Genomic DNA, 16,304 nt, shown 5'->3' with positions numbered 1-16,304 from the left:
AGGCCGTCTTTGAATGGACCGGTTCCAGCTCCGCTACATTAAATCCTGTTCATGCAGCGGCGCGGCACTTGAGTCACATAATGCAAAAAACCCCGCGTCATCGCGCGGGGCTCAGTTCAAGTCAACTATGGAGGCAGCGTGAAGGCATTGCAAGGCGTTGAAGGGCATGTGGAATGGGCCGAGTACCCGGCACCCCCATGCGATGTGGGGCAGGTGCGCATTCGCGTGGCCGCTGCCGGGCTCAATCGGGCCGACTTGCTGCAACGTGCGGGGCATTATCCGCCGCCGCCCGGGGCCAGTGAAATCCTCGGGTTGGAGTGTGCCGGGGTGATCAGCGAAGTAGGTGCCGGGGTGGCGGCGTTCAACGTGGGCGACCGTGTGTGCACCCTGCTTGCCGGTGGTGGCATGGCCGAGGAAGTAGTGGTCGATGCGCGCCATGTGCTGCCGGTGCCAGAAGGGCTGAGCCTGATCGAGGCCGCAGGCATTCTCGAAGTGTACGGCACCGTATGGTTGAACCTGTTCCAGTTGGCGCGCCTGCAGCCTGGCGAGAAAGTGCTGCTGCATGCGGGGGCCAGCGGCATAGGCTCGGCGGCGATTCAGCTGTGCAAGGCCTTTGGCAACCCTACCTGGGTAACGGTGGGTTCGGCAGAACGGCTGGATTACTGCCAAAAGTTGGGTGCGCAAGGCGGCGTGCTACGTGGCGAAGGCCTGTCTGCACTCAAGGACCTGGGCCCGTTCGACGTGATTCTGGACCCGGTAGGGGGCAATTACGCCGAGCTCAACCTGCAAGTGGCTGCCCAGGACGGCCGCTGGGTGTTGATCGGGGTGATGGGTGGCCGCGAGGCCAAACTGGACATGGGGTTGATGCTGGGCAAGCGCGTGCAGCTGATTGGCTCTACGCTGCGCAGCCGCGACGATACCTTCAAGGCGGAGCTGCTGAAGGAATTGGGGCAAGAGGTGTTGCCGCTGTTCACTGAAAAGCGGCTCAACCCACAGATTGCACGGACCTTCCCGATCGGCGAGGCCGAAGAAGCCTTCGCCGAACTGGCCACCAACCAGATCACCGGGAAGGTGGTGCTGGTGGTCGATCCGGCGCTGGTTTAACACCTTGTTCCCGGGCTCTGCCGAATGGCTAGCCGAATGGCTGGCCCGGGAATCACGGGATCAGCGCATATCCGGCAAATGCGCTTCGCTTTTCACGTCGGTCTTGGCGATGGCTTCGGCCGGCAGCACGATCTTGGACTTCGGCAGCAGCATGCCCATGTTCGCCAGTACGCGGTACATCGAGTATTCCTCGGTGTAGCGCACTTCGGTGTAACGACGGTTGGCGTTGTACAGCTCGTTTTCGCTGTCCAGCAGGTCGAGCAGGGTGCGTTGGCCCAGGCCGAACTGGTTCTGGTAGGCCGCCCTTACACGCGTGGTGGTTTCGGCGTACTCACGTGCGCTGGGTGCTTGCTGGCGCGCGTTGAGCATGGCGTTCCAGGCCAGGGACATGTTTTCGTTCAGGCTGCGCAAGGCATTGTTGCGGATGTCCATCGCCTGGTTGATGCGATGCGCGTCGCCTTGCAAGCGGGCCTTGTCACTGCCGCCACGGAACAGGTTGTAGCTGACCGCCACACCCGCACGCCAGTCGTTGGCGTGGCCTTCTTCGCCAGAGATGTTGTCGTTGGCGCCCACGGCCACTTCCGCGTCTACCCGCGGGTAGAACTGCGACTTTGCACCTTCATATTGCTGTTCCGCTGCCTGTACATCTGCCTGGGCAGACTTCAGGTACGGGTTATTGTCGATCATCGCCTGGCGGGCGTCGGTGACCTCGGGAGGCAACTCGCCACGAATGGTCGGCGGTGCTTCGAGCTCATCCGGCATGCGGCCCGTGGCGCTGTAGAAGTTGGCTTCGGCGTCGGCCAGGTCAACCATGGCGGTCTGGTAGTTGTTCTCGGCCAGTGCGCGGCGGGCGCGGGACTGATCGCTGTCGGCGGTGCTGCCGATACCGCGCTCGGTGCGCAGGCCGATCTGGTCATTGACCCTCAGGTGCGCCTGCAGGTTGTTCTTGGCCAGGTCCACCAGCTCTCGGCGCTTGAGCACCTCCAGGTACACCTCGACCGCGCGCAGGGCGAGGTCTTGTGCCACGCCTTGTACATAGAAGGCACGAGAGGTGGAAACCGCTTCGGTTCGCGACACTTCACGCGTCGCGCTCGACCCGTCGAACAGCATCTGGCGCAAACGCAGCTCGGACGTTGTATACGTGAGCAGCTCTTTATGGTGGCCACCCTGGGCGCGGGTAGTCGGCGTGTCGGATTTCTCCCGACCATAGCCGCCCACGAAGTCCACGCTGGGCAGGTAGGCACCACGGGCGACTTTTACGTCTTCGTCTGCGGCAAGCCTGCTGTTGATATTCGACTGCAGCTCCGGGTGAGTATCCACGGTGCTCTGAATAGCCTCCTGAAGCGTCATGGCGTGGGCCTGCATGGCCCCGATCGCCAACAGCACGGCGCTGCAGAGGGGGGTTAAGATGCGCATCGGTGTACTTCTCCCTGTCCCTGTAATAATGGCAGTCGCCAAATTATTGGCGATTATTCTTATTGATCCATGCGCGGATCGTAACATTACTGATGCTGTGAAAATTCTGTGACGTTAATACCATTTCTTCATAAGGCTTATTCCTAAAAAAACTTATGCGAGCGGTGCCCTTTCGGTACATCGTACAGTCGCCCGATTCGCTGAAAGGACCGCATACGGGGGCTTTCAGACGATTTTTGAGGATTCGGTATTTAGTGTGTCAAGGGATCAGTGGGTCGTACTCCAGAAGGATTTTGGGCAGTTGTGAGGGTGACGTTTTTTTGTCGCCGTAGTCCGCAGAGCAATTTTGCTCTCATGTTCGATACGAAGCTGCTATGAGCCGCAACCCGTTGAATTAGTTCGGCTTGTGCGTGAATTTCATCAGCTTCGACGCGCCAGTGGCTGTCAAGATGCCAGCCCTGTCGTGAACTCCGGGGAACATCCCCTGTCTCCTTTGCGCAACGGCCTGATGCCGAAAGGCAATGGAGGAGTAGGCAATGGCAACCTTGATCGGTGTCGTCAGTAAGGTAGTAGGGCAGGTATTCGCAGTCGCCGGTGATGGCACCCGTCGTCTCCTCGTTGAGGGAGATCGTGTTTACGCTGGCGAACAGCTGGACACCGGTGTAGGGGGCGCCATCTCGGTTCACCTGCAGAGCGGGCAGGACCTTGCGCTCGGGCGCGGGAGCAGCCTGGCGCTCAATGAAGGGTTGCTGCACCATCAGGCACCGGACATCCAGACCACCGGTGAGCGCGTTGCCGACACCGCGCTGGACGATGTGAACGCCCTGCAGCAGGCCATCGCCGCCGGGGTGGACCCTACCCAGGTTTCCGAACCCACGGCTGCGGGCCCTACAGCCACCGGCCCTACCGGCGTACCGGGTGGCGGCGGGGGGCATTCCTTCGTATTGCTGACTGAAGTTGGCGGTGCGGTTGCGCCCACCATCGGCTTCGATACCGCAGGCCTGCCCGCCGCGCCGGAATTCCCGGACCCTACGCTCCCGCCCCTGGTTACGCTGGCAGCCGCCACGCCGGACAACCCGGTGGTGCTCACCGGCCTGGACGTGACCGGCGGCGAAATCACCGTCAACGAAGCCAACCTGGCAAACGGTTCCAGCCCGGACACGGGCGCGCTCACGCAGGCCGGTAGCTTTACGGTCACTGCGGCAGATGGCCTGTCCAGCCTGGTGATCGGCACCCTTGAGGTCATCCGTGCCGGGCAGGTTGTGGGTATAGGGCAGTCCTATACCACCGCCGACGGCAACCTTCTTACCGTAACCGGCTTCGATTCGGCCACCGGCGTGGTGTCTTACACCTACACCTTGACCGGTAATGCGGACCATCCCACAGGGAACGGCACCAATACCCTCGGCGAAAGCATCCCGGTCACCGCCGTGGACAACGACGGTTCCACCGCCACCGGCAGCCTGGACGTGACCATTCAGGACGACGTGCCTACCGCTGTAGCCGATACCCAGGCTGCAAGCGATGACCTCACCGTGGTGACCGGCAACGTGCTCAGCAACGATGTGCTGGGCGCCGACGGCATCGCGTCCCCGGTGACGACCCCCGGTACATACGCCGGCACCTACGGCACCCTCGTTCTGGCGGCCGACGGCTCTTACACCTACACCCTGGACACCACCAGCCAGGCCTACCGCGACCTGCTGGCCGGGAACGCCACTGTGGGCAACGGTACGGAGACCTTCAGCTACTCGATCATCGACAGCGATGGCGACACCGCCAGCGCCACGCTGACCGTGAACGTGACCAACCCGGATGACCCGGTCACCTTCATCAGCCTGGGCGTGGACGGCGGTGAGCAGCGAGTGTTCGAGGCCAACCTCAGCACCGGTACCGACCCTGACGCAGCGGCGCTGACCCGCGTTGGCAGCTTTACCCTGGACGCGAAAGACGGCCTGGCCACGCTGACCATCGACGGCGTGGACGTGATCGGCGGCAGCGCCACCGGCCTGCCAGTGACCATCACCGGCCAGCTGGGCAATGCCCTGACCATCACCGGCTACGACGCCACTACCGGCGTGGTCACCTACAGCTACACCTTGTCTGAAGCCCAGCAGCACAACGTGGGCCAGAGCGAGCTGTCGGAAGACTTCCACCTGGTGGCCACCGACACCGACGGCGACACCGGCAACGCCTGGCTGAACGTGCGCATTGAAGACGACAACCCCATTGCGGTCTCTGACACTACCGCCGTGAGTGACACCACCACCGTGGTCAGCGGCAACGTGCTGGCCAACGATTCCCTGGGCGCGGACGCAATCCCTTCGCCGGTGACCAACCCCGGCACCTACGAAGGTACTTATGGCACCCTGGTGCTCGGCGTTGACGGTTCCTACACCTACACCCTGGACACCACCAGCCAGGCCTACCGCGACTTGCTGGCTGGCAACGCCACCGTGGGCACCGGGACCGAAACCTTCAGCTACTCGATCATCGACAGCGATGGCGACACCGCCACCGCCACACTGACCGTGAACGTCACCAACCCGGACGACCCGGTCACCTTCATCAGCCTGGGCGTGAATGGCGGTGAGCAGCGCGTGTACGAGGCCAACCTTCCAGGCGGCACCGACCCCAACGCGGCAGAGCTCACCCGGGTAGGTACCTTTACGATCGATGCGAAGGATGGCCTGGCCACCCTGACTATCGACGGCGTGGACGTGATCGGCGGCAGTGCCACCGGCCTGCCAGTGACTGTGACCGGCCAACTGGGTAACGCGTTGACCATTACCGGGTACAACGAAACCACGGGCGTTGTGAGCTACAGCTACACCTTGTCCGAAGCCCAGCAACATAACGTCGGCCAGAGCGAACTGTCGGAAGACTTCCGCCTGGTGGCCACGGACAGCGATGGCGACAGCAGCCTTGCCTGGCTGAACGTGCGCATCGAAGACGATGTGCCCACGGCTGCGCCCATCACTGAGAACGTGTCATCCACGGCGGTGAATACCAACCTGCTGATCGTGCTGGATGTTTCCAACAGCATGGGCAACGACTCCAAGGTCAATGGCCTGAGCCGGCTGGACCTCGCCAAACAGTCCATCAACGAGCTGCTGGCCCGTTATGACGACATGGGCGATGTGCGGGTGCAGGTCGTGACCTTCAACAACCATGAAAACGTGCTGAGCAGCCAGTGGATGACCGTGGCCGAGGCGCGCGCGGCCATCAACAGCGACACGGTGACCAACGGCGGCGGTACCAACTACGACTACGCACTGGATGGTGCGCAGGCGGCATGGGCCACGGCCGGCAAGCTGACCGACGCGCAGAACGTGTCCTACTTCCTCTCCGACGGCAACCCTACGCTGTCCGATGAACGCCCCAAGACCGGCAATGGCCAGTCTGGCAACAAGACGGACATCGCGCTGGGCGACGGCATCGACAGCGCCGAACAGACGGCCTGGCAAACCTTCCTCGACGCCAACAATATCCAGTCTTATGCCATTGGCATGGGGCCAAGCGCCAAGGCAGTGTACCTGGACCCGATCGCCTACAACGGCACTACCGGAACCGACACGGCCTCTGTGGTCGTGACCGACCTGTCGCAATTGCCCAGCGTACTCAACGGTACCGTGGGCAGTGGCTCCGTCAGCGGAAGCCTCACCAGCGCGGCCCAGTTCGGCGTGGACGGCGGCCACCTGCAAAGCATCACCGTGGACGGCGTGACCTACAGCTATGACGGCAAGGGCGCGGTAACCGCCGACGGCGTCGCCGGTAGCTGGAGTTTCGACAGCACCAGTAACCTGCTGAGCGTGACCACCAGCCACGGCGGCATCCTGGCCATCAATGTGAGCACTGGGCAGTACGGCTACATCACTGCCGCAGGCAGCAGTGCCAGCAGCCAGGAGAACATCGGCTACACCATCGTGGACAACGACGGTGATACGGCAGGCTCAACCCTGACCATCAACGTCAACCCTGCCACCACGGCTACCACCAGTAACGCGATTCTCGTCAGCAATGACTGGGCCACCGCAGGGGCCGATTTCACTGCCACCAGCCCTGTCAGCCTGGCGGTCGCGGGGCGTGCCTTGGCAGTGGAACGCTCTCAGTTCTACGCAAACTCCCTCGCACTGACCGCCGCGTTGCTGATCACTGGCACCCTGGCCCATGCCGGTACCGCCGATGCCAGCGATACGCTCAGCGTACATTTGCGCCAGGGCGAGACCCTGACCGTTGACTCCGCCGCTGTCAGCAGCGGCGCGGCAACACTTACCTACGCACTGGATGATGGCAGCTATGCCGCCGTGGTCGGGAACAGCCTTACCGCTACCGCGGACGGGACCTATCACCTGAAAGTGACCAATGCGGACGCTGCAGCGACCACCGAAACCTATCAACTGGCGCTGACCGTGGATTACAGCCACGCGCAAACCGCGGCTGTGGCTACCACCGCCGCTGCCATCGACGATACCGATGCTGGCCACGTCAGTGCATTGGTTGCGGTGGACCATCAAGGCGAGCACACCGTGACGGGCACCAGCGGTGATGACACCTTGACGGCTACTGATGACGGTTCCGTGCTTCAGGGCGGGGCAGGTAACGATGTGCTGGTGGCAGGGCAGGGCGCCGACGAATTGCACGGCGGCGCGGGCAACGACCTGCTGCTGGCAGGCGTTCACACCGTGGTGCTGGACGGCGGCGACGGGTTCGACACTGTCAGCTATGCAGCAGCCACCAGCGCCGTGACAGTGGACCTGAGAGAGGGCGGGACTACCGGCGGCTGGGCTGCAGGCGAAACCCTTACCGGTATCGAACACCTGATCGGTTCGGACTACGACGACATCTTCCATGCTGGCGACAGCGGCCTGGTGATGAACGGCGGCGCGGGCAACGACCAGCTCTATGGCGGCAGCGGGGCGGATACGCTGATTGGCGGGGCCGGGAACGACACCCTCACCGGCGGCGCGGGGGCCGATAGCTTCGTGTGGCAGGCCGGCGATACGGGCACCGATACCGTGGCCGACTTCCAGCTGGGCACCGACACCCTCGACCTCGGCTCCCTGCTGGGTGACTTGGGCAAGGGCGACCTCGAAGGCCTGTTGAGCTTCAAGGTCACCGGTAGCGGGAGCAACCTGGTCAGCACCATCGACATCAGCACCACTGCCGGCGGCGCTGCGGTGCAGAGCATCGACCTGCAACACGTGAACCTGGCCCAGGCCTACAACGTGAGCACCGATGCGAATGGGCTGGTGGTAGGGTTGCAAAACAACTCGGCCATCATCAACGGCCTGCTGGGTGACCACTCGCTGAAGGTCGATAGCACGGTGTAAGGCTCGTCGCGGCCAAGGCCAGCTGCTACGGAAACTATCACGTAGCAGCCGGCCTTGGCCGCGACCGGCCCATCAGGGCCGCTGTTTCGGGCTGCTGCAATCGCCGGCAAGGTTGGCCACGAATGCAGCGCTGAAAGCCCTGGGTCAGTGCGTACGCGGCTTGAGCAGCGCCGGCTTTTCGTCTGGCGCGTGCATCATCAGGTACAGGCCGGTAAGGATTTCCGGGATCTGCACCACCATCTCGTCCTGAAGCTCGGCGCTGCTGGCGATATCAGCGAATTCCGGCTGCTCGTCGAACAGGCCCGACCCCACCATGATCGGCAGCAGCAGCTCGCTGACTTCGTCTTCCGCGGTCTCGAACCAGGCTTCTTCGCGCAGGAACACTCCTTCCATGAAGCCGATGCACCAGCCGCGCAGCTCGGAGTCGTCCGGCTCGTCGCCCAGGTCCAGGTCGCACGGCAGCTCGAATTCCTCATCGCTGGCGAGCTGGCGGGCAATATGGGCCTTTAGCTGCACCAGCGTGCTCTCGATCATTTCGCGCTCGGCATCGTCGGCATAGTGCGGCTCTTCAGCGAAGAGTGCATCGATCCACTCGCGCTCCGGTACCTGTTCGGTGGTAATGGACAGCGCGGTCAAGTAGCCATGCGCCGCTACGTAATCCAGCGCTTCTTCATGGAGCTCATCGGCGTCCAGGAAGACTTGCAGGCGGGTAAGTTGCTCGGCGAATGACATGAATGACTACCTTGGGGAAAAAGGACAATGCTGAATTCTAGGCCCTGAACCGGGGTAAGCGCCACCGCAAGGCAGGTAAAAGCGCTGTGCCTCGGTGGTTTGGTATACTGCTCGCCATTTTTTCGACCCGCGGGCGGTTTTCGCGGTTTCCTGGAGTCATGCATGCTCGAACAGGCACAACGTGTCCTAAAGGACGTCTTCGGCTACGACAGCTTCCGCGGTCGCCAGGGGGCGATCATCGAGCGTGTGGCGCGTGGCGGTGATGCTCTGGTGCTGATGCCCACTGGCGGCGGCAAATCGCTCTGCTACCAGGTGCCTGCGTTGCTGCGCGAAGGTCTTACCATCGTGGTGTCGCCCCTCATCGCCCTGATGGAAGACCAGGTTGCCACGCTCGATGAATTGGGCGTACCCGCCGCGGCGCTCAATTCCACCCTGGATGCCGAGCAGCAGCGCGAGCTGGCGGTTCGCCTGCGCCAAGGAGAAATCAAACTGCTGTACCTGGCGCCCGAGCGGCTGGTGCAGCCGCGCATGCTCAGTTTCCTGCAGCAACTGAACGTGGCGCTGTTTGCCATCGACGAAGCGCATTGCGTTTCTCAATGGGGCCACGACTTCCGTCCCGAGTACCTGCAACTGGGCCAATTGGCCGAGCTGTTCCCGGACGTGCCCCGGATCGCGCTGACCGCCACGGCGGATAAACGCACGCGCGAAGAAATCGTCAACCGCCTGGCCCTGCATGACGCCGAGCGCTTTCTGTCGAGTTTCGACCGCCCCAACATCTTCTACCGCATCGTGCCCAAGGAGCAGCCGCGCAAGCAGTTGCTGGCGTTCCTCGGAGAGCACAAAGGGGATGCCGGTATCGTGTATTGCCTGTCTCGCAAGAAGGTGGACGAAGTCGCGGCCCAACTGGTGGAGCAGGGCTTCCCGGCATTGCCCTACCACGCCGGCCTGCCTGCCGAGCTGCGCGCGTTCAACCAGAAGCGCTTCCTCAACGAGGAAGGCCTGATCATGGTGGCTACCATTGCCTTCGGCATGGGCATCGACAAGCCTAACGTGCGCTATGTGGCCCACCTGGACCTGCCCAAATCCCTCGAGGCGTATTACCAGGAAACCGGCCGCGGAGGCCGCGATGGCTTGCCGGCCGATGCGTGGATGGCGTACGGCCTGCAAGACGTGCTGATGCTCAAGCAGATGATGCAGAACTCCGAGGGCGACGAGCGCCACAAGCGGGTGGAGCAACATAAGCTCGATGCCATGTTGGCGCTGTGCGAAGAAACCCGCTGCCGGCGCCAGGCGCTGCTGGCCTACTTCGACGAAGACCTGCCCCAGCCTTGCGGCCACTGCGACAACTGTGTGGACGGTGTGCAAACCTGGGACGCAACCGAGCCTGCGCGCCAGGCACTGTCGGCCATCTACCGTACCGGCCAGCGCTACGGCGTGGGGCACCTGGTGGATGTTCTGCTGGGGCGTGACAACGAGAAGGTCCGCGCCTCTGGTCATGAGCGGCTTGCCGTGTTCGGAGTGGGTAAAGGCAGGGCAGAAGGCGACTGGCGGTCGCTGTATCGCCAGCTGGTGGCCCGTGGGCTCGCCGACATTGACCTTGAAGGTTACGGCGGGCTGCGCCTGACCGACGCCTGCCGGCCCTTGCTGCGCGGCGAAGTGACCCTTGAACTGCGCCGGGACCTCAAGCCCCAGGTCACCGCGCGCAGCAGCGGCGGCAGCCCGGCCAGCCAACTGGTGCGCGGGGAAGAGCGCGAACAGTGGGAAGCGCTGCGGGCGCTGCGTCGCCGGCTGGCCGAAGAACATGGCGTGCCGCCGTATGTGATTTTCCCGGATTCGACCCTGCTGGAAATGCTGCGCAGCCAACCCACCACCCTGGCGGAAATGGGCCGGGTGAGCGGGGTAGGCGCACGCAAGCTTGAGCGCTATGGCGATGCTTTCCTCGAGGTGCTTGGCGGCACCCAAAGCAGCGCAGCGGCCCCTGCCCCTGTGGTGGACCTTCGCCATGAACTGGTAAGCCTGGCCCGCGCTGGCATGACCCCGGCGCAGATCGCCGGGCAACTCAAATGCTCCGAGAAAAATGTGTATACCCTGCTGGCCGAGGCCATTGGCGCCCAGCAACTGTCGCTGGAACAGGCGTTGGACCTTCCCTTCGAGCTGCTCGGCGAAATTCAGGACAGCTTCCTGGACGGTGAGGGTGAGCTGCCGCCGGTAAGCGAAATCGCTCCTCTGTTCCAGGGGCGTGTGCCTGAAGGGGTGCTGTACTGCGTACGCGCGGCACTGCAGTCGGAGTTCGAGCTTTGAAAAGGAATGGCCTGGAAGCAGACTCACACTTGCCAAGCATCAGCGCTCCTGCTTAGCTCCCTAATAATTGTATTCGTGACTTGAGTTGATCTATGCCCCTGACTGACCAACACCGTTTCGGCATGCAACTGGCCCAGTTGTCCCGAGGGTGGCGCGGCGAACTCGATCGTCGGCTGGCAGGCCTCGGTTTGTCCCAGGCCCGATGGCTGGTGCTGTTGCACCTGGCGCGTTTCGAAGTTCCCCCTACACAGCGCGAACTGGCCGCCAGCGTGGGCGTTGAAGGCCCGACCCTGGCCCGGTTGCTCGACAGCCTGGAGGCCCAGGGCCTGGTGCGGCGCCACGCGGTGGTGGAAGACCGCCGCGCGAAGCAGATCAGCCTGAGCGAATCGGCGTTGCCGCTGATCAAACAGATTGAAACCATTGCCAACGAACTGCGTCTGGAGCTGTTCAGCGGTATCAGCGAGCAGGATCTGGCCACAGCCATGGCGGTTCACGCCAAGGTACTGGCCAACCTGGAGAAGCGGGCCTGAGCCGGTAGCCCGTCGCGGGGCTTTGAGTTTCCCCGGGCGCAGGCTATAAGGAAGGCTGTGGAAGTCGTTCCCAAGGGATGCTCATGCGCAAGCGTTTTACCCGTAACCCCCGGTTCGCGCCTCGATCGGCCACTCGCCTGGCGCTTTATTCGATACTGGGCGGCTGTGCCCTCGCATGGTCCGGCCTTGCCTGCGCGCTTGGGCTGGGTGAGATTACCCTGCATTCAGCTTTGAACCAGCCGCTGAACGCCGACATCACCCTGGCCGACAGCGCCGGCCTCGAAGAAAGTGATATCACCGTCACCCTCGGTACGCCGGAGGAATTCGCCAGGGCGGGCGTGGACCGCTCGTTCTTCCTGACCGACCTGCGCTTTACACCCGTCTTCAGAAATGGCCGCAAGGTTATCCATGTCACTTCCAGCAAGGTGGTGCTGGAGCCCTACCTGAGCTTTATCGTCCAGGTTACCCAGCCCAGCGGGCAGCTTCTGCGCACCTACACCCTGTTGCTCGACCCGCCCGGCACCGTAGCGTTGCCACCGCCACTGATCGCCACCAACGCGCGGCCGGAACCCGTGTCGTCGGTGGCGCCCATGCCCACCCAGGCCGAAGCGCCGGTGCCGCCGCCTGCTGCGCCGCGCAAGCGAAGCAATGAAGGTAGCAGCCCAGCCAAGGAAACCTCGGCTGGCGAACAACTCACCGCCACGGCGGCGCAGAACAAACAGTTGCAGCAGTCTGTGGATGACCTCGAATCCCGCTTGCAGGGCCTTGAGGAGGAGCGCGGTACCAAGGACCAGCAGCTTGCCGAGCTGCAATCCCGCCTGGCCGAAGCGCAGGCGATCGCTGCAGCCAGGTCTGCGGTTTCGTCGCCTGTGGCAGCGCCAACCGGATCTACGCCGCCCGCCGCGAACGGAGCAGACACGTCTGCCCAAGCCGGCGCTTCGGTTGCTCCTGCAGCACCCGCGCCGGGTCCCGCAGCGCCAGCTGCCCCCGTAGCTGCAACGGCTACAACCCCGGCCGCTGCTTCTGCCGCGGCACCTGCGGCCGCAAATCCGCCCGCCCCTGTCGCCCCGCTGGTGGTAGCCCCCGAGACGGACGACCTTACCTGGCTGTTGCAACTGGGCGCGTTGCTAGCGCTGGTGCTGCTTATCGCCGCCTGGCTGTTGCAGCGTCGCCGCCAGCGCACCGCTGCGCCGGAAGCGCCAGTATTGCCCGCTACAGTTGCTGCCGGCCAAGGCGACGCCACTGACGCCCAGAACGCATTGGCGACCGCAGTACCGGTGGCGGCGCGGCGTGAGCAGGCACCCGCGACCGACGCGCTGGACGCCGCCAGTATCTACATCGCCTACGGGCGCTTCAACGAAGCCCTTGGCGTGCTCCGGGAGGGGCTGCAGCGCCAGCCAGAGCGCCGCGACCTTCGCCTGCGCATTCTTGAAGTGCTGGGCTTGCAGGGTAACGCCCACGCTTATGCCGAGGAGGAGGCTGCGCTGCGTGCCAGCGGCGAGAGCGATGCCACGCTGGATCAAACCCGTGCCCGGTTCCCCCGGTTGGCTTCGGCCGCCGTGGCGCTGGCCGCTGGCACCGCAGCCGCCACGCAGCTGCCGCCGGTCATTCCCGAATCGCCGCGCCAGGTTCGCCCGGAAGATTTCGAAGCGCCTGCCAGTACTGGTGAGTTGCCGGAAACCGGCACGTCGTCGGATCTGGACATCGACTTCGATGCGTTGGGGGACCTCAATGAGCCCGACGTGGCTGCGCCAGTAGCGGTACCAGAAGCTTTGGCGGCCGATGAATTCCATTTGAACCTGGAGGATATGGCGCTCGATGCGGATTGGTCTTCCATGGACCCGTTCGACCCCCCACCTGCGCCGCTTTCTCGCCCAGCCACGAGCGCGCTGGACGATCAAGCCGACAGCGCCCCGCTCGATGAAAGCCTGTTCTTTTCCAACCTGCGTGAACTGCCCGAGGTGCTCGAGCTGCCGGAAGACGAATTCCTCAGCGACTTCGCTGATGAACCGCTCGCACTCGTTCCAGAAGAGGGTGGAGAGGATCTGGACGCGGCATTTCTTGACAATTTCGCCGACGAACCGGGCCTCTTGCCCGACCTCGGGGGTGATTTGCCCGTGGAGAACGAAGCGTTCGAGATCCCTGAAGGGCTTGACGACGCCTATGCGCTGCCAGCGGACGAGCTGCCCGACCTGGATGAGCTGAGCATCGACTTCGATGATCTGGAAAGCCAGGCGCAGGCCGTGGACCGTCTCGATCACGCCCGTGCTCTGCTGGCCCAGGGGGAACGGCAAGAGGCAAGCTGGCTGTTGCACGAGCTGGCCCAGGACACCGACGAAACGACCCGCGAAGCTGCGCGGCAACTGCTTGCGGGCCTGTAGGGCCCGCCTGGTCAGAAGCTCAGCTTGCCCGTGATCAGGTCGCGGAACATCGCAAAGTCGCCCATCAGGCTGTAAAGCGGGTGTTTGAAGGTGGCGGGGCGGTTGTGTTCAAAAAAGAAGTGGCCTACCCAGGCGAAACCGTAGCCCACCACAGGCACGGCGAGCAGCAACCAGGGGTTGAAGGTCGCAAAGGCGTAAGTCACGAATGCAATCACCAGGCTGGTGCCCACAAAGTGAAGGCGCCGGCTGGTGTTGTTGCTGTGCTCGGCCAGGTAATACGGATAAAACTCGGCAAAACTCGCAAAACCGTGGGTATCGCTCATAAGGCCTCCGCGCGCTGCGCCTGTTGAATGGCCAGAGCATAGCCAAAGCGCAGCCTGCGCTCAATGCCGCCAGAAGGCGGGCATGCACAGCACCAGCACGGTAATGATCTCCAGCCGCCCCAGCAACATGCCTAACGACAGCAGCCATTTGGCTGCATCAGGCAAGGGCGCAAAATTCCCGGCCGGGCCGATGGTGTCACCCAGGCCGGGGCCCACCCCGGAGACCGTACTGGCCGCGCCCGTGAGGGCGGTCATCCAATCCAGCCCGAGCAGCCCCAGTGCCAGCGCGATCAGGCCAATGGTGGCGCCGAAGAAGAACGAAAACGTGAGAATCGAGCGCACGATGTCTTCGTCCAGCCGGTGGCGGTTGTACTTCTGGCTGATCACCGCGCGCGGGTGAATGAGCTGGTTCAGGCTGGCCTTGAGCAGGATATACGCCACCTGGAACCGGAAAATCTTGATGCCCCCTGCAGTAGAACCCGAGCAGCCACCGATGAAGCCCAGGTAAAAGAAGAACATCAGGGCAAAGTTGCCCCAGAGGCTGTAGTCCCCCAGCGCAAAGCCAGTGGTGGTGATCACCGAGGTAACGTTGAAGGCCACGTGCAGCAGCGCCTGTGAGAACGGCAAGCCGGTGCCTAGCCAATACCAGCCGCCCAGCACCACCCAGCAGGTGAGCAGCAGCCCGAGAAAGCCCTGGACCTGTTGATCTCGCAGCAGGGCCTGGTAATGGCCACGTAGCGTGGCCACGTAAAGCGTGAAGGGCAGGCTGCCGAGGATCATCAGAACGATGGCCACCCATTGCACCGCCGGTTGATGCCACTTGGCGAGCGATTGGTCCGAGGTGGAAAAACCGCCCGTAGAGATGGCCGACATAGCGTGGTTGACCGCATCGAACAGCGTCATCCCGGCCAGCCATAACCCCAAGGCGCCGAGTGCAGTGATGCCCACATACACCAGCACGATGGACTTGGCGACCATGTGTGAGCGTGGCATCAGCTTTTCCGACCGGTCCGAGGACTCTGTCTGGAACAGGCGCATGCCACCGATGCGCAGCAGGGGCAGAATGGCGACGGCCATGGCGATAAAACCGATGCCACCCAGCCAGTGCAGCAGCGAGCGCCAGATAAGTATCCCGGGGGACATGGCGTCGAGCCCGGTGAGCACGGTGGAACCGGTGGCCGTGATGCCCGACATACTTTCAAAGAAGGCATCGGTGTAGCTGATATGGGCGGTGAAATAGAAGGGCAGGGCGGCGAAGATCGCTACCAGTACCCAGCTGCTGACAGTGAGGAGGTACATGTCCCGGGGGCGAAGGTTGCTTTGTTCGGGCCGGCCGCGGATCACCAGTGCCAGGCCTGCGAGGAAGGTCAGCAGGCTTGCCCAGAGGAAGCTGTGCAGGTCTTCGGTGCGGTCGAACACAACGAGGGTGAGCATGGGAATGGCCATGCCGACTGCCAGCGTGAGCAGGAAAATGCCGATGATGAAGCCGATGACTCGAAGGGTCGACAGTGACATTGAACCCACGCTGGGACAAAAGGGCCGGACATTTTACCTGCGGGCCCGCCGGTGTAAACGTTAGACTAGCCCGAACAAGTTGATAAGGAGTGCCCGATGGAAGCCTTGGAAGCCCTGCTTGAACGTGTGTCCGTCAGCCGGCTGGTGGAACCCGCGCCCAACCAAGAGCAGCGAGCCTTGATGTTCGACGCCGCCATGCGCGCGCCGGACCATGGCCAGCTGAAGCCATGGCGGTTCCTGACCGTCGAAGGCGATGCTCGCCTGGCGTTGGGTGAGTTGCTGGCTGAGGCAGCGGCGGAAAAGGGCGGCGAGGGTAACGAGGCGGCCATCGAAAAAGCGCGCAAGGGCCCGCTGCGGGCTCCATTGGTGGTGGTCGCTATTGCCGTGACCCGGCCTCACCCGAAGGTACCGGTTTCTGAACAGGTGATCACGGCCGGCTGTGCGGTGCACGGGTTGCTGCTGGCGGCGTACGCGCAAGGGGTCGGCGCCATGTGGCGCAGCGGTGAGCTGTCGTTTGCCCCTTCGGTGGCAGCCGGGCTGGGGCTGGCGGCGCATGAGCAGATCATCGGGCTGATCTACCTGGGCACCCCGGCTCACGAGGTACGCCCCGCCAGCCGTACCTCGGCAGAAGGGTTCGTCAGCGCCTGGCCGGGGCGTGGCTGAGGTGAG

Annotated in this window: 10 protein-coding genes; 6 read left to right on the top strand and 4 right to left on the bottom strand. The window is 63.4% G+C overall.

Going from position 1 to position 16,304, the window contains the following annotated elements; genetic code table 11:
• Nucleotides 1-138 precede the first annotated feature (138 nt).
• Nucleotides 139-1,104 (top strand): NAD(P)H-quinone oxidoreductase, encoded by a 966-nt coding sequence (locus AC3Z8Y_RS17000; protein WP_490086823.1) that lies wholly within the window; start codon nt 139-141, stop codon nt 1,102-1,104.
• A 60-nt stretch (nt 1,105-1,164) separates the two neighbouring features.
• Here the strand turns inward: AC3Z8Y_RS17000 and AC3Z8Y_RS16995 are convergent, their stop codons facing one another.
• Nucleotides 1,165-2,520 (bottom strand): TolC family outer membrane protein, encoded by a 1,356-nt coding sequence (locus AC3Z8Y_RS16995; RefSeq protein WP_490086822.1) that lies wholly within the window; start codon nt 2,518-2,520, stop codon nt 1,165-1,167.
• A 536-nt stretch (nt 2,521-3,056) separates the two neighbouring features.
• Here AC3Z8Y_RS16995 and AC3Z8Y_RS16990 point away from each other — a divergent pair.
• Nucleotides 3,057-7,853, top strand: coding sequence for a retention module-containing protein (locus AC3Z8Y_RS16990; protein WP_490086821.1), 4,797 nt, complete (start codon nt 3,057-3,059; stop codon nt 7,851-7,853).
• Nucleotides 7,854-7,997: 144 nt separating this feature from the next.
• Here AC3Z8Y_RS16990 and AC3Z8Y_RS16985 read toward each other — a convergent pair whose 3' ends face one another.
• The gene (locus tag AC3Z8Y_RS16985) at nt 7,998-8,585 is read right to left on the bottom strand and encodes a UPF0149 family protein (RefSeq protein ID WP_490086820.1); all 588 of its coding nucleotides are present in this window, start codon (nt 8,583-8,585) and stop codon (nt 7,998-8,000) included.
• A gap of 162 nt (nt 8,586-8,747) precedes the next feature.
• On the opposite strand from AC3Z8Y_RS16985, the gene recQ reads away from it, so the two are divergent.
• The 3 genes from recQ (at nt 8,748) to AC3Z8Y_RS16970 (ending at nt 13,797) form a co-directional block, all read left to right on the top strand.
• On the top strand, nt 8,748-10,886 hold the full coding sequence (recQ, locus tag AC3Z8Y_RS16980; protein ID WP_490086819.1) for a DNA helicase RecQ: 2,139 nt from the start codon (nt 8,748-8,750) through the stop codon (nt 10,884-10,886).
• A gap of 92 nt (nt 10,887-10,978) precedes the next feature.
• Complete coding sequence (locus AC3Z8Y_RS16975; protein ID WP_490086818.1) at nt 10,979-11,416, top strand: MarR family transcriptional regulator; 438 nt, start codon at nt 10,979-10,981, stop codon at nt 11,414-11,416.
• A gap of 83 nt (nt 11,417-11,499) precedes the next feature.
• Nucleotides 11,500-13,797, top strand: coding sequence for a FimV/HubP-related protein (locus AC3Z8Y_RS16970; RefSeq protein ID WP_490086817.1), 2,298 nt, complete (start codon nt 11,500-11,502; stop codon nt 13,795-13,797).
• Nucleotides 13,798-13,808: 11 nt separating this feature from the next.
• On the opposite strand, the gene AC3Z8Y_RS16965 is transcribed toward AC3Z8Y_RS16970, so the two are convergent.
• A complete protein-coding gene (locus AC3Z8Y_RS16965; RefSeq protein ID WP_181111685.1) occupies nt 13,809-14,120 on the bottom strand; it encodes an Mpo1-like protein in 312 nt (103 codons plus the stop codon).
• A 60-nt stretch (nt 14,121-14,180) separates the two neighbouring features.
• Complete coding sequence (locus AC3Z8Y_RS16960) at nt 14,181-15,635, bottom strand: TrkH family potassium uptake protein (RefSeq protein ID WP_490086816.1); 1,455 nt, start codon at nt 15,633-15,635, stop codon at nt 14,181-14,183.
• A 96-nt stretch (nt 15,636-15,731) separates the two neighbouring features.
• Between AC3Z8Y_RS16960 and AC3Z8Y_RS16955 the strand changes: the two genes are divergently transcribed.
• Entirely contained in the window at nt 15,732-16,298 is a 567-nt protein-coding gene (locus tag AC3Z8Y_RS16955; RefSeq protein ID WP_490086815.1) for a nitroreductase family protein, read from the top strand.
• The last annotated feature ends 6 nt before the right edge of the window (nt 16,299-16,304 follow it).

It is taken from the genome of Pseudomonas sp. 3MAES_34.3B (assembly GCF_058145875.1).
This window is presented reverse-complemented; position numbering and strand designations above follow the sequence as displayed.